19 protein-coding genes are annotated in these 19,865 nt (G+C 64.2%); 3 read left to right on the top strand and 16 right to left on the bottom strand.

Annotated elements, in window-relative coordinates:
• Window positions 1–2: 2 nt before the first annotated feature.
• The 16 genes from cimA to GGR23_RS13665 form a co-directional block, all read right to left on the bottom strand.
• Window positions 3–1,619: a citramalate synthase gene (gene cimA, locus GGR23_RS13735; RefSeq protein ID WP_183366867.1), complete on the bottom strand. Its 1,617-nt coding sequence runs from the start codon at window positions 1,617–1,619 to the stop codon at window positions 3–5.
• A gap of 29 nt (window positions 1,620–1,648) precedes the next feature.
• Window positions 1,649–2,605 carry a prolyl aminopeptidase gene (pip, locus tag GGR23_RS13730; protein ID WP_183366866.1) on the bottom strand — a complete coding sequence of 319 codons (957 nt, stop codon included), beginning with the start codon at window positions 2,603–2,605 and terminating at the stop codon, window positions 1,649–1,651.
• A 12-nt stretch (window positions 2,606–2,617) separates the two neighbouring features.
• Window positions 2,618–2,740: a hypothetical protein gene (locus GGR23_RS23460; protein WP_281375735.1), complete on the bottom strand. Its 123-nt coding sequence runs from the start codon at window positions 2,738–2,740 to the stop codon at window positions 2,618–2,620.
• A 354-nt stretch (window positions 2,741–3,094) separates the two neighbouring features.
• The gene (cysS, locus tag GGR23_RS13725; protein ID WP_183366865.1) at window positions 3,095–4,480 is read right to left on the bottom strand and encodes a cysteine--tRNA ligase; all 1,386 of its coding nucleotides are present in this window, start codon (window positions 4,478–4,480) and stop codon (window positions 3,095–3,097) included.
• A 198-nt stretch (window positions 4,481–4,678) separates the two neighbouring features.
• The gene (locus tag GGR23_RS13720) at window positions 4,679–5,419 is read right to left on the bottom strand and encodes an SDR family NAD(P)-dependent oxidoreductase (RefSeq protein ID WP_183366864.1); all 741 of its coding nucleotides are present in this window, start codon (window positions 5,417–5,419) and stop codon (window positions 4,679–4,681) included.
• Between the two features lie 36 nt (window positions 5,420–5,455).
• Entirely contained in the window at window positions 5,456–6,946 is a 1,491-nt protein-coding gene (gene purF, locus GGR23_RS13715) for an amidophosphoribosyltransferase (RefSeq protein WP_183366863.1), read from the bottom strand.
• Between the two features lie 114 nt (window positions 6,947–7,060).
• Window positions 7,061–7,642, bottom strand: a complete 582-nt coding sequence (locus tag GGR23_RS13710) for a CvpA family protein (RefSeq protein ID WP_183366862.1) — start codon at window positions 7,640–7,642, stop codon at window positions 7,061–7,063.
• A gap of 99 nt (window positions 7,643–7,741) precedes the next feature.
• The gene (gene radA / locus GGR23_RS13705) at window positions 7,742–9,142 is read right to left on the bottom strand and encodes a DNA repair protein RadA (protein WP_183366861.1); all 1,401 of its coding nucleotides are present in this window, start codon (window positions 9,140–9,142) and stop codon (window positions 7,742–7,744) included.
• Window positions 9,143–9,201: 59 nt separating this feature from the next.
• Window positions 9,202–10,371 carry an alanine racemase gene (alr, locus tag GGR23_RS13700; RefSeq protein ID WP_183366860.1) on the bottom strand — a complete coding sequence of 390 codons (1,170 nt, stop codon included), beginning with the start codon at window positions 10,369–10,371 and terminating at the stop codon, window positions 9,202–9,204.
• Between the two features lie 693 nt (window positions 10,372–11,064).
• Window positions 11,065–12,561 carry a replicative DNA helicase gene (locus GGR23_RS13695; protein WP_183366859.1) on the bottom strand — a complete coding sequence of 499 codons (1,497 nt, stop codon included), beginning with the start codon at window positions 12,559–12,561 and terminating at the stop codon, window positions 11,065–11,067.
• 263 nt (window positions 12,562–12,824) lie between these two features.
• Entirely contained in the window at window positions 12,825–13,400 is a 576-nt protein-coding gene (gene rplI / locus GGR23_RS13690; protein WP_183366858.1) for a 50S ribosomal protein L9, read from the bottom strand.
• A gap of 32 nt (window positions 13,401–13,432) precedes the next feature.
• Complete coding sequence (locus tag GGR23_RS13685; RefSeq protein WP_382341592.1) at window positions 13,433–14,410, bottom strand: DUF2232 domain-containing protein; 978 nt, start codon at window positions 14,408–14,410, stop codon at window positions 13,433–13,435.
• A 185-nt stretch (window positions 14,411–14,595) separates the two neighbouring features.
• Window positions 14,596–14,844, bottom strand: a complete 249-nt coding sequence (rpsR, locus tag GGR23_RS13680; protein ID WP_183366857.1) for a 30S ribosomal protein S18 — start codon at window positions 14,842–14,844, stop codon at window positions 14,596–14,598.
• Between the two features lie 13 nt (window positions 14,845–14,857).
• Window positions 14,858–15,280, bottom strand: coding sequence for a 30S ribosomal protein S6 (gene rpsF, locus GGR23_RS13675; protein ID WP_183366856.1), 423 nt, complete (start codon window positions 15,278–15,280; stop codon window positions 14,858–14,860).
• Window positions 15,281–15,568: 288 nt separating this feature from the next.
• Entirely contained in the window at window positions 15,569–16,177 is a 609-nt protein-coding gene (locus tag GGR23_RS13670) for a YecA/YgfB family protein (protein WP_183366855.1), read from the bottom strand.
• Window positions 16,178–16,279: 102 nt separating this feature from the next.
• Entirely contained in the window at window positions 16,280–17,320 is a 1,041-nt protein-coding gene (locus tag GGR23_RS13665) for an aldo/keto reductase (RefSeq protein ID WP_183366854.1), read from the bottom strand.
• 194 nt (window positions 17,321–17,514) lie between these two features.
• On the opposite strand from GGR23_RS13665, the gene fabD reads away from it, so the two are divergent.
• The 3 genes from fabD (at window position 17,515) to GGR23_RS13650 (ending at window position 19,790) form a co-directional block, all read left to right on the top strand.
• Complete coding sequence (gene fabD / locus GGR23_RS13660; RefSeq protein ID WP_183366853.1) at window positions 17,515–18,459, top strand: ACP S-malonyltransferase; 945 nt, start codon at window positions 17,515–17,517, stop codon at window positions 18,457–18,459.
• Between the two features lie 51 nt (window positions 18,460–18,510).
• Window positions 18,511–19,248: a 3-oxoacyl-[acyl-carrier-protein] reductase gene (gene fabG / locus GGR23_RS13655; protein WP_183366852.1), complete on the top strand. Its 738-nt coding sequence runs from the start codon at window positions 18,511–18,513 to the stop codon at window positions 19,246–19,248.
• Between the two features lie 305 nt (window positions 19,249–19,553).
• Window positions 19,554–19,790, top strand: a complete 237-nt coding sequence (locus GGR23_RS13650; protein WP_027675866.1) for an acyl carrier protein — start codon at window positions 19,554–19,556, stop codon at window positions 19,788–19,790.
• The last annotated feature ends 75 nt before the right edge of the window (window positions 19,791–19,865 follow it).

Here is a 19,865-nt window from a genome sequence, read left to right as displayed (position 1 = left end):
CCTCACTCAGCCGCAATCCGCCCGGCCAGATCCCGGTTCTTCATCAGCTTGTAGATGATCGAGTCCATCAGGGCCTGGAAGGAAGCATCGATGATGTTGTCGGAGACGCCGACGGTCCACCAGCGGATGCCGGTGGCATCGGTGGATTCGATCAGCACGCGGGTGATGGCCTCCGTGCCGCCGTTGAGGATACGCACCTTGTAATCCACGAGTTCGAGGTCCGCGATCTCGGCCTGGTAGGAGCCCAGGTCCTTGCGCAGCGCCAGATCCAGCGCGTTGACGGGGCCGTGGCCCTCGGCGACGGACATGACGGTGGTGCCGTCTACGGCCATCTTCACCACCGCTTCGGATACGGTCTTCAGGTTGCCATTGGCGTCGAAGCGCCGCTCCACCATCACGCGGAAGCTCTCGACCGAGAAGAAGTCCGGCACGGTGCCGAGAATGCGGCGGGCAAGAAGCTCGAAGCTGGCATCCGCACCCTCATAGGCATAGCCGGTCGCCTCGCGCTCCTTCACCAGCGCAATCAGCCGGTCGAGCTTCGGATCGTCCTTGTCGACGCTGATGCCGCGCCGCTTCAGCGCGTTGAGGAAGTTCGACTTGCCGCCCTGGTCCGACACCATGACCTTGCGGAAATTGCCCACCGTTTCCGGCGGCACGTGTTCGTAGGTCTTCGGGTCCTTCAGCAGCGCCGAGGCATGAATGCCCGCCTTCGTGGCAAAAGCCGAAGCGCCGACATAGGGAAGCTGGTGGTCGGGCGAGCGGTTGAGCAGCTCGTCGAAGGAATGGGAGAGGTGGGTAAGGCCGGAAAGCCGATCCGCGTCTATGCCGATCTCGAACCGGTCCGCATAGACAGGCTTCAGCGCCAGCGTGGGGATGATCGTCACGAGGTTCGCGTTGCCGCAGCGCTCGCCGATTCCGTTCAGCGTCCCCTGGATCTGCCGGACACCCGCTTCCACGGCGGCCAGAGAATTGGCAACCGCCTGCCCGGTATCATTATGCGCATGGATGCCGAGATGACTGCCGGGAACGCCTGACGCAATCACCGCGGCGACGATCTCGCGCACCTCCTGCGGCTGCGTGCCGCCATTGGTATCGCAGAGCACGATCCAGCGCGCGCCGGCTTCATAGGCCGTGCGGGCGCAGTCGAGTGCATAGGCCGGATTGGCCTTGTAACCGTCAAAGAAGTGTTCGCAATCGACCATGGCTTCCCTGGAAGCCGCGCGCGCCGCCTCGACACTGTCGCGGATCGAGGCGAGGTTCTCCTCGAGCGAGCAGCCGAGCGCCACATGCACATGGTAATCCCAGCTCTTGGCCACGAAACAGATCGCGTCCGCTTTGGCCTGCAGAAGAACCGCAAGCCCGGGGTCGTTGGAGGCCGAAACGCCGGCACGCTTCGTCATCCCGAAGGCGACGAAGCCGGCCGATGTCGTGCGCTTCTGCCTGAAGAAGGTGGTGTCGGTCGGGTTCGCGCCCGGATAGCCGCCCTCGATGTAATCCATGCCGAATTCGTCCAGCAGCCTGGCAATCGCGATCTTGTCCTCGACGGAGAAGTCGATGCCGGGCGTCTGCTGCCCGTCCCGAAGCGTCGTGTCGAAGAGGTATATCTTTTCGCGGTTCATGATTGCTGTCCGTATCGGAAAGGTGTTGGTCAAAGCTGTGCGAAATGGTCGGTGGCGCGCACCAGCGCATCGGTAATCCCGGGCTCCATGGCGGAATGGCCGGCGCCCTCGATGATCTCGAAATGCGCCTTCGGCCAGGCCTTGTGCAGCGCCCAGGCATAGCGCAGCGGGCAGGGCATGTCGTAACGGCCGTGGATGATGACGCCGGGAATGTCCTTCAGCCGGTCCGCATTGCGGATCAGCTGGCCTTCCTCCAGCCATCCGGCATTGACAAAGAAGTGGTTCTCGATGCGCGCGAAGGCGAGGGCAAAGTCATCCTGGACGAAGGTGCTGGAGTTCCCGGCATCCGGCAACAGCGTGATGGTCTCGCCTTCCCAGAGGCTCCAGGCCTTGGCACAGGCTATCTGAAGCGCGCGGTCGCTGCCGGTCAGGCGGCGATTATAGGCCAGCATCATCTCGTGCCGCTCTTCAGGCGGGATCGGCGCGATGAAGCGCTCCCACTTTTCCGGAAACATTTCCGAGACGCCGAACTGGTAATACCAGTCGAGCTCTGCCCTGGTGAGCGTATAGACGCCGCGCAGCAACAGCTCCGTGACCCGCTCCGGATGGGTTTCCGCATAGGCGAGCGCCAGCGTCGAGCCCCAGGAGCCGCCGAAGACCTGCCATTTTTCGACGCCCACCATCTCGCGCAGCCGTTCGATGTCCGCGACCAGATGCCAGGTGGTGTTCGCCTCCAGATTCGCATGCGGGGTGGATTTGCCGCAGCCGCGCTGGTCGAAGAGCACCACGTCGTAGATTTCGGGATTGAAGAAGCCGCGCTGCATCGGATTGATCCCGCCGCCGGGACCGCCATGCAGGAAGACGGCCGGCTTGCCGCCGGGCTTTCCGACGCGCTCCCAGTGGATCACATGCCCGTCGCCCACATCCAGGTGCCCGGTCGCATAGGGTTCGGTGATCGGATAAAGCTTGCGCAACGTCTCGGTCATCGGCATGTCCTCTCAGCGGTTCACATAGATCAGCACGCCCGCCACCACGAGCACGATCACCACACCCTTGGCGATCAGGCCGTAGAGCAGCCATTTCGGCATGCCGAGTTCGGGTTTTTCAGGGGGTATGGTCATGACCCTATCCTTCCGGCGGCGCTGGCGCGGAGCTTGATGCGCCGCAATCGTGAAGGGCGCTGTGTTTGCCGCACGGCACCGCCTGCAGGGCGTTTCCCTTGCCGGACCGCACCCCCCTCTGCCCTGCCGGGCATCTCCCCTTCAAGGGGGGAGATCGGGATGGGCTTTAGGTGGGCAGTCCCCAGCCATCGTTCATGCGGATGAGACGGCGATTGTTTGGGGAAACAACAAAACGCAATGTCGATCTCCCCCCTTGAGGGGGAGATGTCCCGGCAGGGACAGAGGGGGGTGCAGCACGGCAAACCCGGCGTTTTGCCTTGACTGAGGGGGGTATGCGTCCGCAAACTCCACATCCTACCGCTTCACCTCCCACGTGGTCACGCGTTCGCCGGTCGCCGGATCCTTTCCGTCCTTGAGCTGCACGCCCCTGGCGGAGAGGTCGTCGCGGATCTTGTCGGCCTCGGCAAAGTTCTTCGCCTTCAGCATCTCGAGCCGCATGGCCACGAGCGCCTCGACGGCGGCGGAAAGATCCTCGCTCACCTCCACCTTCTTCGGCTTGATGCCGAGAAGGTCGGCGCTTGCCGCAAAGCGGGCGGCGGCTTCGGGCGAGGACGATGCCTCGGCCGCAAGCGCATGCAGTGCCTGGATGGCCGCAACCGTATTGAGATCGTCGGAAAGCGCCTCCAGCACCCGTTCGTCGGGCGCCGCACCGTTTGCCTCCGCCACCGGCCATTTGGCGATCAGCCGCTCTGCCTCTTCCAGCCGCTTGGCCGAAAAATCGATCGGCTCGCGGTAGTGCGTCATCAGCATGGCAAGACGCAGCACTTCGCCGGGCCATTTGCGGCCGGCGAACTTATCCGTCTCCAGAAGCTCGTGGATGGTGAAGAAGTTGCCCTCGGACTTGGACATCTTCCGCCCCTCGATCTGCAGGAAGCCGTTGTGCATCCAGACATTCGCCATGACCGGCGTGCCATGGGCGCAGCGCGACTGGGCGATCTCGTTCTCGTGGTGCGGGAAGATGAGGTCCAGCCCGCCGCCGTGGATATCGAAGACCTTGCCGAGATAGCGCTCGCTCATGGCCGAGCATTCGATATGCCAGCCCGGACGGCCACGGCCCCAGGGGCTTTCCCAGCCGGGTTCGCTTTCGGAAGAGAGCTTCCAGAGCACGAAATCGCCGGGGTTTTTCTTGTGTGCCTCGACGGCGATGCGCGCGCCCGCCTGCTGCTCGTCGAGATTGCGCCTGGAAAGCTGGCCATAATCCGGCATGGCGCGGGTGTCGAACAGCACCTCGCCTGATGCCTCGTAGGCAAAGCCCTTGGCGATCAGCGTCTCGATGATCGCGATCATCTTGGCAATGTTTTCCGTCGCGCGTGGCTGCACGGTCGGCTCGAGGCAGCCCAGCGCCTTCGTGTCCGACTGGTACTGCCGGTCGGTCTTCTCCGTCACCAGCCGGATCGCGTCGTTGAGCGGCAGGCCTGGATGGTCGCGCAGCGCGCGGGCATTGATCTTGTCGTCCACGTCGGTGATGTTGCGGGCATAGGTCACATGCGCCTCGCCATAGACATGGCGGAGCAGCCGGAACAGCACGTCGAAGACGATGGCCGGGCGGGCATTGCCGATATGGGCGAAATCATAAACGGTCGGGCCGCACACATACATGCGCACATTGTCGGGATCGATGGGCGTGAAATCGACCTTCGTCCGTGTGAGCGTGTTGTAAAGCTTCAGGGTCGTGCCCATGGGATGCGTGTCTCCAAACCAAAAATGACGGAACCGGCCGGGCCGGGTCGTTTGTCATCAGGGATGGAATGAAGACGAAAACGGCCAGGCCAGCGACGTGCTAGCGAATAATAATGCAGCAGATGCAAAGGGCCGTGTTCATGGCACGCTTTATGGCGCTAAAGCCGTGGGGGCGTCAAGGGGTAAGGCGGCGCCGGATCACTCCGGCAGCCGGTATTCCTTCAGCTTCTTTTCACGGACCACATAGAGCCTGCCGGTTTCGGTCAGCTCCGGCCCGCAGAGCGGCAGGATGGCCGCGGCCACTTCGGACGGATGCGGCAGGGTTGCCGGGTCTTCGCCGGGGAAGGCCTGGGCGCGCATGGCGGTGCGGGTGCCGCCCGGATCCACCGAAACCACGCGCAGCGGCGTGCGCTGGCTTTCGCCGGCCCAGGTGCGGGCGAGGGCTTCCACCGCCGCCTTGGAGGCGGAGTAGGGGCCCCAGAAGGGAGCGCACTTGTGCGCCGCGCTCGAGGACAGGAGGATGGCGCGGCCCTGATCGGACCTGGTCAGAAGCGGATCGAGCGAACGGATGAGCCGCCAGGTGGCGGTCACGTTGACGGCCATTACCTTCTCGAACACCTTGGCTTCCACATGGCCGATCGGCGAAATGACGCCGAGGACGCCCGCGTTGGCGACCATGATGTCGAGCTTGCCCCAGCGCTCGTAGATCGCCCCGCCAAGGCCGTCGATGGCCTTCATGTCGGTGAGGTCGAAGGGAACGAGGGTTGCCGAACCGCCGACGGCCTTGATCGCGTCGTCCAGCTCCTCGAGGCCACCCACGGTGCGGGCGCAGGCAACCACGTGGGCGCCGGCCTTGGCCAGTTCGAGGGCGGTAAAGTAGCCGATGCCGCGGGATGCGCCGGTAACGACGGCAATCCTGCCTTTCAGGTCGGTGGTCATGCTCAGCCTTCTCGTTCAGTTCTGCAGGTCGGTCGATCAGCCGTTGGTTGCCAGCATGGAAACCTTGCGGCCCATCTTCTCGCCTTCCTTGTCGAGAAGCCGGGTCGGATAATCGCCGGTGAAATAGTGGTCGGTGAATTGCGGGTTTTCCGGATCGCGCTTCACGCCGCCGACCGCATCATAAAGTCCGTCTATGGACAGGAACTCGAGCGAATCCGCGCCGATGAAGCGGCACATGGAGGCAAGGTTCTCGTGCTGGTTGGCGAGCAGCTTCTCCCGGTCCGGCGTGTCGATGCCGTAGAAATCAGGATGATAGATCATCGGGCTGGCAACGCGCAGGTGCACTTCCTTCGCACCCGCATCGCGGATCATCTGCACGATCTTTACCGAGGTCGTGCCGCGCACGACGGAATCGTCCACCAGCACCACGCGCTTGCCCTCGATCATGGCCCGGTTGGCCGAATGCTTCAGCTTCACGCCGAAGGCGCGGATCTGCTGCGTCGGCTCGATGAAGGTGCGGCCCACATAATGGTTGCGGATGATGCCGTATTCGAAGGGGATGCCGCTCTGCTGGGCATAGCCGAGCGCAGCCGGCGTGCCGCCATCCGGCACGGGCACCACGACATCGGCATCCACGGGCGCCTCCTTGGCGAGGTTCATGCCCATGTTCTTGCGCGTCACATAGACGCTGCGGCCGCCGACGACGGAGTCCGGACGGGCGAAATAGACGTATTCGAACAGGCAGAGCTTCTCCGGCTGCGGCCGGGCCGGCGGGCGCGATTCGATAGAGATCGAACCGTCGGGCTGCAATTCGCAGATGACGACTTCGCCGTTCTTGATGTCGCGGACGAACTTCGCGCCGATGATGTCGAGCGCGCAGGTTTCCGAACAGAAGATCGGCTTGCCGTCGAGCTCGCCCATGACCAGCGGACGTATGCCGATCGGGTCGCGCGCGGCGATCAGCTTGGTGCGCGTCAGCGCCACCATGGCATAGCCACCTTCCATCTGGCGGATCGCGTCGATGAAGCGGTCGGTGGTGGAGGAGTGCCGCGAGCGGGCAATCAGGTGCAGCACCACTTCCGTGTCGGAGGTGGACTGGCAGATGGCGCCAGTCGCGATGATCTGCCGGCGCAGCGTCAGGCCGTTGGTGAAGTTGCCGTTGTGGGCGATGGCGATGCCGCCCTCCTCGAGCTCGGCAAAGAGCGGCTGCACGTTGCGCAGCGCCACTTCGCCGGTCGTGGAGTAGCGGGTATGACCGATGGAGGCCGCGCCCGGCAGGCGGGCAAGCGTTGCCGGCTTGGTATAGTGGTCGCCGACAAGCCCCATGTGCTTTTCCGTATGGAACTGGCGTCCGTCGAAGGAAACGATGCCCGCCGCTTCCTGCCCGCGGTGCTGGAGCGCGTGCAGGCCGAGCGCCGTCAGCGTTGCGGCTTCGGGATGCCCGAGAATGCCGAACACGCCGCATTCTTCATGCAGCGTATCGCCGTCGAGGATATCCCGGAAAGGGGTCGTGTGGCTGTCGATCATCGCTTTAAAGCCCTTCAAAAGCTTCGAATGGGAAATGCGTCGAAACGGCACCGGCGCCCGGTTCCGTTCCACCGGGCGCATCCTTCGAAGGCCCGGTCTTCATGTTCACCGGGTTCAGTTCGTCGTCGTCGCGGGTGCTTCTTCCTGCGGAGCTGCGCCATTCTCGGGCGTCGCCGGCACATCCGCGCCGCCCATGCGCTTCTTGATCTGCTCGTCGATGTCGGCCGGGAGCGCAGACTGCAGCTTGACCACAAGCGCATCCAGCATCGGCTTGGACTTCGAGTTGTTGACCCATTCGGGGCGCTGCTTCACGTCGACCAGCCAGTTCCAGAAGGCGACCGCGACCACGAGCAGAAGAATGCCGCGGGCCGCGCCGAACAGGAAGCCGAGCGTCCGGTCGAGTGCACCGATGCGGCTGTCGATGATGAAGTCGGCAATCCGCATGGTGATGAAGGAAATGATGATCAGCGCCACGAAGAAGATCACGGCGGCGGAGCCGATGGCGGCAATCTTCTGGTCATCCGTGTATTTCAGCGCATAGGGCGTGAGCAGCGGGTAGAAATAGTAGGCGGATGCCGCCGCGCCGCCCCAGCTGGCAATGGAAAGCACCTCGCGCGAGAAACCGCGCACCATGGCCAGCACGGCGGAAAACAGCGTTACGCCAATGACGATCCCGTCGAAGATGGTGATGGGCATCCGAATTTTCTCCAGGGCAGCCCGTTGTCCGGCGGGTCCGCCAAAGCCGCGTTTTCAGTTCGCCCGCCCGCCGCAAGAAAACCGCCGGGCAGGGCCTCGTCACTCGTCTTCTGCAGGCCGGAGCGCGCCGCGCGAGCCGGCGATGCGCGCCACCAGATCCGGCAGGCTGTCGATCTCGCTCCAGCGTCCGCCGTGGCCTTTCGGCATGTCTGCGGAGCCGGCGGGGAGGATGGCCGCCGAGAATCCCAGCTTCTCTGCCTCCTTGAGGCGCTGGGCGGTGTGCGCAACCGGCCGGATTGCCCCGGACAGGCTGACCTCGCCGAAATAGACGCAATCGGCCGGAAGGGCAAGACCGGCAAGCGACGAAACCAGTGCGGAAGCGACTGCCATGTCGGCTGCGGGCTCGCTGATGCGATAGCCGCCGGCCACGTTCAGGTAGACGTCATGCTGGCCGAGCCGGACACCGCAATGGGCTTCCAGCACGGCCAGGATCATCGCGAGGCGCGACGAATCCCACCCGACCACGGCGCGGCGCGGCGTGCCGAGCGACGTGGGCGCGACGAGCGCCTGCACCTCCACCAGCACCGGGCGCGTGCCCTCTATGCCGGCAAAGACCGCCGCACCCGGCGCCTTCTCGTTGCGCTCTCCGAGAAAGAGTTCGGACGGGTTCGAGACCTCCCGCAGGCCCCGGTCCGACATTTCGAAGACGCCGATCTCGTCGGTCGGGCCGAAGCGGTTCTTGACCGTGCGCAGGATGCGGTAGTGATGTCCGCGGTCTCCCTCGAAGTAGAGCACGGCATCCACCATGTGCTCCACCACGCGCGGGCCGGCGATCTGGCCTTCCTTGGTGACGTGGCCGACCAGCACCATGGCCGCGCCGGTCTGCTTGGCAAAGCGGATTATCGCCTGCACGCCGGTGCGAACCTGGGTCACGGTGCCGGGCGCGCTTTCTGCCGTGTCGCTCCAGAGGGTCTGGATCGAGTCGATGATGACGAGGTCCGGCCGTCTGCCTTCGCCGATGGTGGCGAGGATGTCTTCCACATTGGTCTCTGCCGCCAGCAGCACGTCCGTCGATGCGGCTTCGAGCCGCTGGGCGCGAAGCCGCACCTGCGCCACCGCCTCTTCGCCCGAGACGTAGATGATCCGGTGCCCCCTGCGGGACAGTGCGGCTGCGGCCTGCATCAGCAGCGTCGACTTGCCGATGCCGGGATCGCCGCCGATCAGCACCGCAGAGCCACGCACGAAACCGCCGCCGGTTGCGCGGTCGAGCTCGGAAATGCCCGTGTGGATGCGCGGCGCTTCCTCGATCTCGCCGGACAGCGATGTGAGCGTCACGGGGCGCCCCTTTTTCGGCACCTTGCCGGGCCCCGCGCCGATGCCGCCCATCGGATCTTCCTCGACGATGGTGTTCCACTCGCCGCAGCCGTCGCATTTGCCGGCCCAGCGGCTGTGGACCGTGCCGCAGTTCTGGCAGACGAATTGGGTGCGTGCCTTGGCCATGGAAGTCCTTTGCCGGGTGAACGGCCGTCAAGCTTGATCGGGTGGGAGACCTGCCTTCGTCAGAAGGATTCGCCCCTTAGATAGAGACGCTCGTAGCGCAGTCCAAGGGCCGTCAGCAAATCATATTCGATCGTGCCCGCCGAGGCCGCGACTTCGGCGATCGGGCGCTCCGGACCGAAGAGCTGGATGTAGTCCCCCGCGCGGATCGCGCCCGGCGGCAGGTCGGTGACGTCGAAGATCGACGTGTCCATGGTGACCCTGCCGACCACCGGCAGCAGATGACCGTCGAACCAGGCGCGCCCCGAGGGGGATCCGTCCTGCCGCTGCAGGATGTTGCCGCCGGAAAATCCGCGGGAGAAGCCATCGCCATATCCTGCAAAGGCAACCGCCAGGCGGCTGTCGCGGTGAAGCCGCTGGGAGGCGCCGTAGGACACCGCTTCGCCTGCCTTGGCCTCGCGCACCTGAAGGATGCGCGCCTCCGCCGTGGCGACCGTCCTCAGCGGAGCCGGGATGGGCGCGCCGCCGGTCGCGCCATAGAGCGAAATGCCGGGACGGGTGAGATCGAAATGATAATCGGCTCCGAGAGCGATGCCGCCGGTTGCCGCAAGGCTCGCTTCGATCCCCTCGAAGGCCTCGGTGATGACGCGGAACCGGGCAAGCTGCTCGGCATTTTCGGGCGCGCCGGGCGTATCGCCGCACATCAGATGGCTCATCAGCAGCACGGGCGAGAAGGCTTGCGGCAGCGACGCATCCTCCGCCAGCTCCAGGGCCTCCTCGACGGTGAGGCCGAGGCGGTTGAAGCCGGTATCCACCTGCAGCGCGCAGGGGTAGGGGCCGTAATCGGCCAGAACGGCCATCCAGTGCGTCAGCTGTTCATAAGAGGCAATCACCGGCACCAGGTCGTTCTCGAAGAAGATCTGCTCCGTACCCGGCCAGACGCCGGACAACACGAAGATCCGCGCCTCGGGTGCCACCGCCCTCAGCGTCGCACCCTCCGGCGCCGTCATCACGAAGAAGTCGCGGGCGCCGGCATCATGCAGCGCCTCGCCGCAATCCTCCACCCCCAGCCCATAGGCATCGGTCTTCACCACCGCGCCCGCCCGCGCCGACCCCGACAGCCTGCCCATCGTCCGCCAGTTCTCCACCAGCGCCTCCAGATCCACCGTCAGCCGCAACGGCGCATCTTCGAAGGCGAGCGAACCGGGAAGGGGGTAGGCGAGGTCTGACATGGGAAGCTTTCTCAGAGGATTGCGAGACTCGGACACGAGCATCCCCTACCGTAACCCGCTCTGCGGTGAAAGTGTGATGGCTCTGGTGGGGCGACGAGTTTGACGCACCGCACCCCCCTGTGCCCTGCACGGCGTCGAGTTTGCGGATGCGTACCCCCTCTGCCCCGCATGGCGTGGAGTTTGCCGATGCGTACCCCCTTCTGCCCTGCAAAACGTCGGGTTTGCCGATGCGTACCCCCCTCTGCACTGCCGGGCATCTCCCCCTCAAGGGGGGAGATCGGGATGGGGTTTATGATGGCAGTCCCCAGCCACCGTTTCAGCGGATGAGACGCTTGTTGTTTGGGGAAACCACAAAACCCACGGTCGATCTCCCCCCTTGAGGGGGAGATGTCCCGGCAGGGACAGAGGGGGGTGCGGTACGGCAAATGCGGCGCTCAATCTCCCCCCTTGAGGGGGAGATGTCCCGGCAGGGACAGAGGGGGGTGCGGTACGGCAAATGCGGCGCTCGATCTCCCCCCTTGAGGGGGAGATGTCCCGGCAGGGACAGAGGGGGGTGCGCCTCGGCAAATGCGGCGCTCGATCTCCCCCCCTTGAGGGGGAGATGCCTCGGCAGGGGCAGAGGGGGGTGCGGTGCCTCAAACTCGGCGCCCGGCACCTTCCGTCTGCGAACCCCTTCGGCGCCTTCCCCCGGGGTCAGTGTTCCTCGTACTGCGTGAAGCTCGGGTCGGCGAGATCGGCGAAGCGGGTGAACTCGGCCTGGAAGGCGAGCTTGACGGTGCCTGTCGGGCCGTGGCGCTGCTTGGCGATGATGACGTCGGCGGTGCCGCGCACCTTCTCGAAATGGGCTTCCCATTCCGGATACTTCGGATCGTCGGGATCGCGCGGTTCCTGGTTCTTGACGTAGTATTCCTCGCGGAACACGAAGAGCACCACGTCGGCGTCCTGTTCGATGGAGCCCGATTCGCGAAGGTCGGAGAGCTGCGGGCGCTTGTCGTCGCGGCTTTCCACCTGACGGGAGAGCTGGGAGAGCGCGATGATGGGAACGTTGAGTTCCTTGCCGAGCGCCTTCAGGCCCGTGGTGATTTCGGTGATTTCCTGCACGCGGTTCTCGCCGGCCTTCTTGGAGCCGGTCATGAGCTGCACGTAGTCGACCACGAGCACGTCGAGGCCGCGCTGGCGCTTCAGGCGGCGGGCGCGGGCGGCGAGCTGGGCGATGGAGATGCCACCGGTCTGGTCGATGTAGAGCGGCACCTTCTGCATCATCATGGAGCAGGCGACGAGCTTCTCGAAATCCGCATCCGTGAGATCGCCGCGGCGGATCTTCGAGGACGAGACTTCGGTCTGCTCAGAGATGATACGGGTGGCGAGCTGTTCCGCCGACATTTCGAGCGAGTAGAAGCCGACGACACCGCCATTGCGGGCCTTCATGGATCCGTCGGCCTGCACCTCGCCCTCATAGGCGGCGGCGATATTGTAGGCGATGTTGGTCGCAAGCGAGGTCTTGCCCATGCCGGGACGACCCGCAAGGATGATAAGGTCCGAACGCTGCAGGCCGCCCATCTTGGAATCGAGCGACTGGATGCCGGTCGAGATGCCCGAGAGGCCCCCGTCGCGTTCCTTGGCGGCAGCGGCCATGTCGATCGCCTGCGCGACCGCATCGTTGAAGGACTGGAAACCGCCGTCATAGCGGCCGTTTTCCGCGAGATCGAAAAGCCGGCGTTCCGTGTCCTCGATCTGCGCCTGCGGCGGCATGTCGAGCGGCGCGTCATAGGCGATGTTGACCATGTCCTCGCCGATGGTGATCAGCGCCCGGCGCAAGGCGAGATCGTAGATCGCCCGGCCATAGTCTTCCGCGTTGATGATCGACACCGCTTCAGCCGCAAGCCGCGCAAGGTACTGCGCGACGGTCAGGTCGCCCACCTTGGCATCCGCCGGCAGGTGCGTCTTGATCGTCACCGGGTTGGCGGTGCGGCCCATGCGGATGATGTCGCCGGCCACCTCGAAGATCTTGCGGTGCAGCGGCTCGAACAGGTGGATCGGCTTCAGGAAGTCGGAAACGCGGTAATAGGCATCGTTGTTGACGAGGATCGCCCCCAGCAAAGCCTGCTCCGCCTCGATGTTGTTGGGTGCTTCCCGGTAATGGGGCTCGCCCGGAGGAGGGGGTGCGATCTTGCGCGCGGCGTCATTCATCGGCGGAACCTGTCTCATCGTGTGAAGCGATAACCCTTAACCGAGCCGTCGGCCGATAAAACGGCAAATCCGGCTGCCCACAGTGATTCACAGGGCATGGGGAAAAGCCGCCGGCAAAAGCCGCAAAACCCGTCATTTCTGTTGACAGTGACATCGGGCGAATCGCTCGCGGGTCGTGCGGCAGTCTACCATCGTGATAGTGTAGAACAAAACAAAAACGCCCGGGCAAGCCCGGGCGCTCCGTTCTCCGATGGAGGAGATGATTACTCTTCGTCGCCGTCGCGGTCGGCTTCCGGATCGAAGAAGTCTTCCGGACGCAGGGCGTCTTCGTCAACGCCGTAGATGGCGTCGGCGGAGGTGAGGGTTTCACCCTTGGCCTGGCGGGCAGCTTCTTCGGCCGAACGGGCAACGTTCAGCTCGACGGAGGCTTCGACTTCGGCGTGGAGCGCCAGCTCGACCTTGTGCAGGCCGATCGACTTGATCGGGGTGTTGAGGACGATCTGGTTGCGGCCGACGTTGAAGCCTTCGGCAGCGAGGACCTCAGCAACGTCACGGGCAGCGACCGAGCCGTAGAGCTGGCCGGTTTCGCCGGCAGCGCGGACGACGACGAAGGACTTGCCGTTGAGGACGTCGGCGATCTTCTGGGCTTCAGAGCGGCGCTCGACGTTGCGGGCTTCGAGCGTTGCGCGTTCGGCTTCGAAGCGCTTCTTGTTGGCTTCGTTGGCGCGCAGCGCCTTGCCGAGCGGCAGCAGGTAGTTACGGGCAAAGCCGTCGCGAACCTTTACGGTTTCGCCCATCTGGCCGAGCTTTGCGATGCGTTCAAGCAGGATGACTTCCATTGTCTTGTTCCTTTCGGTGTAAATCGGAAATGTCAGGATTTCGGGGTGTCGGCGGCACCGGCTCCGGGAGCCGAGGTCAGCGCGATGGCCTGCCGCGTATCCATGAGGCCGAGCACCATGATGGCGATTGCCGGCAGCAGCAGGAAGAACGAGGCGGGATAGAGGAGCACCAGCAGCGGCAGCCGCCAGGGCTTGCCGCGGGTGCGGAAATGCAGGACGGCAAAGCCGGCCATCAGGAAACCGGCGCCGAAGGCACCGCAGACCGTGGCGCCGACGAGGCCGAGAGGGCCATCCACGAAGGAGAGCGCCAGCCCGCCGAGCATCACGAAGATCGCATTGCGGTTCATCCGCAGCGCCGAGTTCATGTTTTCGCGCGGACGCACGGGGCGGCCCGTCGTCGCGACGATGCGGGTTGCCAGGTAATAGGTCACGAACTGCGTCGCCACCCAGGTCATGGCCTGCGCGGCGGGGAGCACGTGCAGCAGCACGCGCTTGGTCTGTTCGATCGCGACCGGATCGGGGGCAGGTGCGCCCGGCTGGCCGGCGGAGGCCTGCATGATCATGTCGACGAGCTGGTCGATGAGCTCCGGACCGTAGCCGATCATGTAGCCGGTCAGCAGCACGGCCACCGAGACGATCAGGCAGAGATGCAGGAGGATGTTCGGCAGCGGATACCAGGCGAGCATGTCCTTCGGTCCGCCGAGCTCGACCGCGGGACGGGCGAGGTTGGCCAGATGGCTGATCCAGCCGGCCGGCAGGAAGGAAATGATCGCCACGAAGAGGCCAGCCTTCGGCGCCACGGCAACGGCAATGGTGCCCGATGCCGCAAGGACCGCAAGCGCTGCGGCCGCATGGCCCCAGCCGAGGCCGGCAATCAGGATCGGAAGCGTGGAAATGGCATAGAGCGTGAAGGACAGGCTGGCGTTCTTCAGCGCGCCGAGCACGAGAAGTGCTCCGGTCACCCCGGCCAGTATGCCGATAGCGGCAATTTTCTTGTCCAGCTTCATCACGTCTCGCTGTCCTGCGGCTTTCGCAGTTAGAGGCGCCGGCCAGTGCCGGTTCGGCCCCAACATGGGTTTTGGTTGCACGTGCTCCGATCCGCGCCCAACGGGGAAGGGAGGAGGGCAGGGCGGAAACCGCCTTGCCCGGAGTCACCGTGATGCCGCAACGGATGCGGCATCACGCAGAGCGAGTATCAGGATACGACGTAGGGCAGCAGGCCGAGGAAGCGGGCGCGCTTGATCGCCTGGGCGAGTTCGCGCTGCTTCTTCTGGGAAACGGCCGTGATGCGGGACGGAACGATCTTGCCACGCTCGGAGATGTAGCGCTGCAGCAGACGAACGTCCTTGTAGTCGATCTTCGGAGCGTTCGCGCCGGAGAAGGGGCAGGTCTTGCGGCGGCGGTGGAACGGGCGGCGTGCCGGGGAAGAGGATACTTCAGCCATCGGTCAGATCTCCTTATGCACGGTCTTCGCGCGGACGGCGCGGACGGTCGGAACGGTCACGGTCGAAACCGCGCTCCGGGCGGTCGCCATCGCGGCGCGGACGGTCGTCGCGGTCGCGCTTCTGCATCATCGCGGACGGGCCTTCTTCATGGGCTTCGACGGCGATGGTCATGTAACGAAGGATGTCTTCGTTGATGCGCATCTGGCGCTCGACTTCATGGATCGCAGCTGCCGGAGCGTCGATGTCCATGAGAGCGTAGTGAGCCTTGCGGTTCTTCTTGATGCGGTAGGTCAGGGACTTGAGGCCCCAGTTTTCGATACGGCCAACCTTGCCGCCGAAGGATTCGATGACGCCCTTGTACTGTTCGATAAGGGCATCGACCTGCTGTCCGGATACGTCCTGACGAGCAAGGAAGATGTGTTCATAAAGAGCCATTGGCTTGCCTTTCTTGCGTTTCAATGCATCCGGTTTCGGCGGCTAAGCCTCAACGACTGCTCCTGTTCGGCGCCGGGCCGAGGCAAGAAAAGCGTTTCCGAGACGGTCGAGAGCGGAGACACGGGAGGCTGGAACCCTTGGTTCCGAGCGGTGCGGCCGATGCCGTACCTGCCCTCCGTTCAGCCACCAGCCAGAAGACCGGATGTTGCGAACAGGCGCGCTTATACGCATTTTCGCGGGGGAAGCAAGGGGAAAGGCCGATTTTGCCGCCCCCTTGCCGGTTTTGCCTCAGGAATCGAGGTGCGAGCGCTGCAAGCCCCGTTCGCCGCCGTGATAGAGCGCGAGCACCGCATAGGGGATGATGTCGGGCGCTGCCTCGTGGACCTCGGCAAGGTCTTCCTCGCTCACCGCTTCGCTTTCCTCTTCGGGATCGGCGATGGCGACCAGGCCCATCAGGTTCATCAGCGCCTCGGAGACTTCCTCGTCGCTGCTCTCGAGATAGGCGTTCCAGGAATCGATCCGGAGGTCCATGGCGCGGCTGAAGCCGATCGCCCAGATCTCCCAGATGACTTCCTCCGTCTCGGCGTCGATGTCGTAGATCGGCTCGAATGTCTCGCCGGACAGCTCGTCGTCGATGCTCTTCTTGTAGTCGCGCACCAGTGCCTTGAAGGCATTGGCGTCGGCAAGGCTTTCGAAGGGGCCGTTGTCGTCCTCGCTGTCCCAGATCTCGCGCAGCCATTCGTCATCGGGGATGACTTCGGGCGAGGTGAGGATGCCGCAGAGATAGCCATTGAGCTCGCTGAGCACCATGGCCGCGTTTTCGCCCAGCGCTTCCAGGGCCTCATCCATGCGGATGGCCAGCTCGGGCAATTCGTTGAAACCGTCTGCGTCGTCCATGTCAGAATCACTTTCGTTCGGTGGGGCCGGAGCCCCGCAATAAAAAGATGCGGCGTCCCGCGACGCCGCATCTTAGGGGATTAATCGCGATCTGTCCCGGAATTACATCGGGAGGGGGTATTTACGGTGAATCCGCTCGATTCCCTTGAGCACGTCGGTGGAAAGCACGACGTCCTTCGAGCCGATCGCCACTTTCAACTGATCCATGGTCGTCGCGCCGATGATGACCGATGTCATGAACGGGCGGGTCAGGCAGAAGGCAAGCGCCATGGCGGCGGGGTCCAGGCCGTGCTCGCGCGAAAGCGTTACATAAGCGCGCGTCGCCTCCTCCTGGGAGGGCACGAGGCGACCGCCGATATCGCCGAAATCCGCCCGCGATCCCTTGGGCCGGGCGCCGTCCAGATACTTGCCGGTGAGGAGACCGCCCGCGAGCGCGGAATAGGCCAGAAGCCCCACATCCTCGTGATGGCTCACTTCCGCGAGGTCGAGATCGTGGTGGCGGTAGTGCAGATTGTACTCGTTCTGGATCGAGGCGACCCGCGGCAGGCCCTTCTGCTCGGCCAGTTCCAGATATTTCATCGTGCCCCAGGCGCTTTCGTTGGAAAGGCCGATGGCGCGCACCTTGCCCTCCTTCACGAAGCCGTCGAGGGTTTCGAGAATCATCAGGATGTCGGCCCTTGCCTTGTCGCGGTCCTGGCGGGTCACGTCGAAGCCCCAGTACTGGCGCCAGTGGAAATGCCCGCGGTTCGGCCAGTGGATCTGGTAGAGATCGATGTAGTCCGTCTTCATCCGCCTCAGGCTGCCTTCGAGGGCTTCCTTCATGCCGGCGGCATCGATCGGGCGCCCGCCGCGAATATAGGGCCGGCCGGGGCCGGCAACCTTCGTCGCCAGGATCACGTCCTGCCTCTTCCCCGTCTTTTCGAACCAGGTGCCAATATAGTCCTCGGTGCGCCCCTGGGTTTCGGCCGAAAGCGGCGTCACCGGATAAAGCTCTGCGGTATCGAAGAAATTCACGCCCTGGGCGATGGCGTAATCCATCTGTTCATGGGCCTCGGCTTCCGTGTTCTGGGTGCCCCAAGTCATGGTGCCCAGGCAGATTTCCGAAACGGACATGCCGGTGCGGCCAAGCAATTTGTACTTCATGGAAATGCTCCGTGGAAAAGGGAGTCGGCAGGATGCGAGAGGATGCCCAATGTAATGGCAAAGGCCCGCTCTTCAAGGCCGCTCCGCCGCAATATGGTTCGCTTCGCAGGCCATTTCATGCGGCGCCGCACACTTGACTCATTCTGGCAGAATGTGAATGGAAGGAAAAAATCAGCTTAGGGAGCCTGAGAAACATGGCAGTTGCATTCACCTTTCCGGGCCAGGGCAGCCAGGCCGTCGGCATGGGCAAGGAACTGGCGGCCGAATTCGCCGAAGCCCGCGCCGTCTTCGAGGAAGTGGACGAGGCGCTCGGCGAAAAGCTCTCCGCCACCATGTTCGAGGGGCCGGAAGAAACCCTGACGCTCACCGCCAATGCCCAGCCGGCCCTGATGGCCGTGTCCATGGCGCTCATCCGCGTGATGGAAGCGCGCGGTCTGGTGCTGAAGGACATGGTTGCCTATGTCGCCGGTCATTCGCTCGGCGAATATTCCGCGCTCTGCGCTGCCGGCACCTTCTCGATTGCCGATACCGCCCGGCTGCTGCGCATTCGTGGCAATGCGATGCAGGCGGCCGTTCCTGTCGGCAAGGGCGCGATGGCGGCGATCATCGGTCTGGAGCATGGCGACGTGGAGGCGGTCTGCGCCGCGGCCCGCGCCGAAGGCTCGGTGCAGATCGCCAATGACAACGGCGGTGGCCAGCTGGTCATCTCCGGCGAGAAGGCTGCGGTGGAAAAGGCCGCGGCGCTCGCCTCCGAAAAGGGCGCCAAGCGCGCGCTGATGTTGCCCGTCTCCGCCCCCTTCCATTCGACCCTGATGGCGCCTGCCGCCGACGCCATGCGCGAGGCGCTGGCCAGGGTGGAAAAGAAGAGCCCGGTCGTTCCCGTCGTCGCCAATGTCCGTGCCGCGCCGGTGACCGATGCGGACGAGATCGCCCGTCTACTGGTCGAGCAGGTGACCGGTCAGGTCCGCTGGCGCGAGACCGTCGAGTGGTTCGCCCGCAACGACGTCACTACCCTTTATGAAATCGGATCCGGCAAGGTGCTGACCGGTCTTGCCCGTCGCATCGACAAGTCGGTGAACGGCGTTGCCGTGAATTCCGCCGCCGATATCGATGCCGCGCTCGCGGCCCTCAATGCCTGATCCCTCCGGGCCGGCGACAGGCCGGTCCTCACCCTGGAAAGGATGACCTCCATGTTCGATCTTACCGGCCGCAAGGCTCTCGTCACGGGTGCAACCGGCGGCATCGGCGAGGAAATCGCCCGCGCGCTGCACAGCCAGGGGGCCATCGTCGCCCTGCACGGCACCCGCGCCGAAAAGCTGGAGCAACTGGCCAACGAACTCGGCGAGCGCGTGCATGTCATGCCCGCCAACCTGGCCGACCGCGACGCCGTGAAGGCGCTTGGCGAAAAGGCCGAGGCGGAGCTCGGCGGCGTCGACATCCTCGTCAACAATGCCGGCATCACCAAGGACGGCCTCTTCGTGCGCATGAGCGATGCCGACTGGGATGCGGTTCTGGAAGTGAACCTCACCTCCGTCTTCCGCCTGACGCGCGAACTCACCCATCCGATGATGCGCCGCCGCTTTGGCCGCATCATCAACATCACCTCGGTGGTCGGCGTGACCGGCAATCCGGGCCAGGCGAACTACTGCGCCTCCAAGGCCGGCATGATCGGCTTCTCGAAGTCGCTCGCCCAGGAGATTGCCACCCGCAACGTGACCGTCAACTGCATTGCGCCCGGCTTCATCGAATCCGCGATGACGGAGAAGCTGAACGACAAGCAGAAGGAAGCGATCATGGGCGCGATCCCGATGCGCCGCATGGGCACGGGCGCCGAAATCGCCTCCGCCGCCGTCTACCTCGCCTCGTCGGAGGCGGCCTACGTGACCGGCCAGACGATCCACGTCAACGGTGGCATGGCCATGATCTAAATCGGTTTGCAACCGCAGCCGGACACGGTGCGCTTCGGGCAAAAATGCATGTTGAACGAAGCTTTCCCGGCCATTTTCTGGCTTTGCGGCGACTGCAAACCGTGTTAAGCGGGCCATGACTGTTGAGATCCCTGGTGGTTTGACAGCATGGGAAGGGGCTTTTGGCCGCCTTCCTCACGGGACCGGGGGGATGTGAACGGAATGTGCCCGCATGATGGCGTCCGGGCTCCCGGTCGCGGCAGGCAATTTATCAGTACGGATGTCCCAGCGGCATCCAGGTGAAGTCAAAGGTCGAGGAAACCGACATGAGCGATATCGCAGAACGCGTAAAGAAAATTGTTGTTGATCATCTTGGCGTAGACGCCGACAAGGTTGTTGAAGGCGCAAGCTTCATCGACGACCTGGGCGCAGACTCGCTCGACACGGTTGAGCTGGTCATGGCTTTCGAAGAAGAATTCGGCGTCGAAATTCCGGATGACGCAGCTGACTCGATCCTCACCGTCGGCGACGCCGTGAAGTTCATCGAGAAGGCCCAGGCCTGAGCCTCGGTTTCCTAACGATATGGCGGGTCCTCGAGAGGGCCCGTCCTTTTGCCCGGGTTTCCGGGCATTTCTTTC

Source organism: Gellertiella hungarica, assembly GCF_014197145.1.
Taxonomy (GTDB): Bacteria; Pseudomonadota; Alphaproteobacteria; order Rhizobiales; family Rhizobiaceae; genus Gellertiella; species Gellertiella hungarica.
The sequence above is the reverse complement of the archived record's forward strand: the minus strand, read 5'-3'. Positions and strand labels throughout refer to the sequence as shown.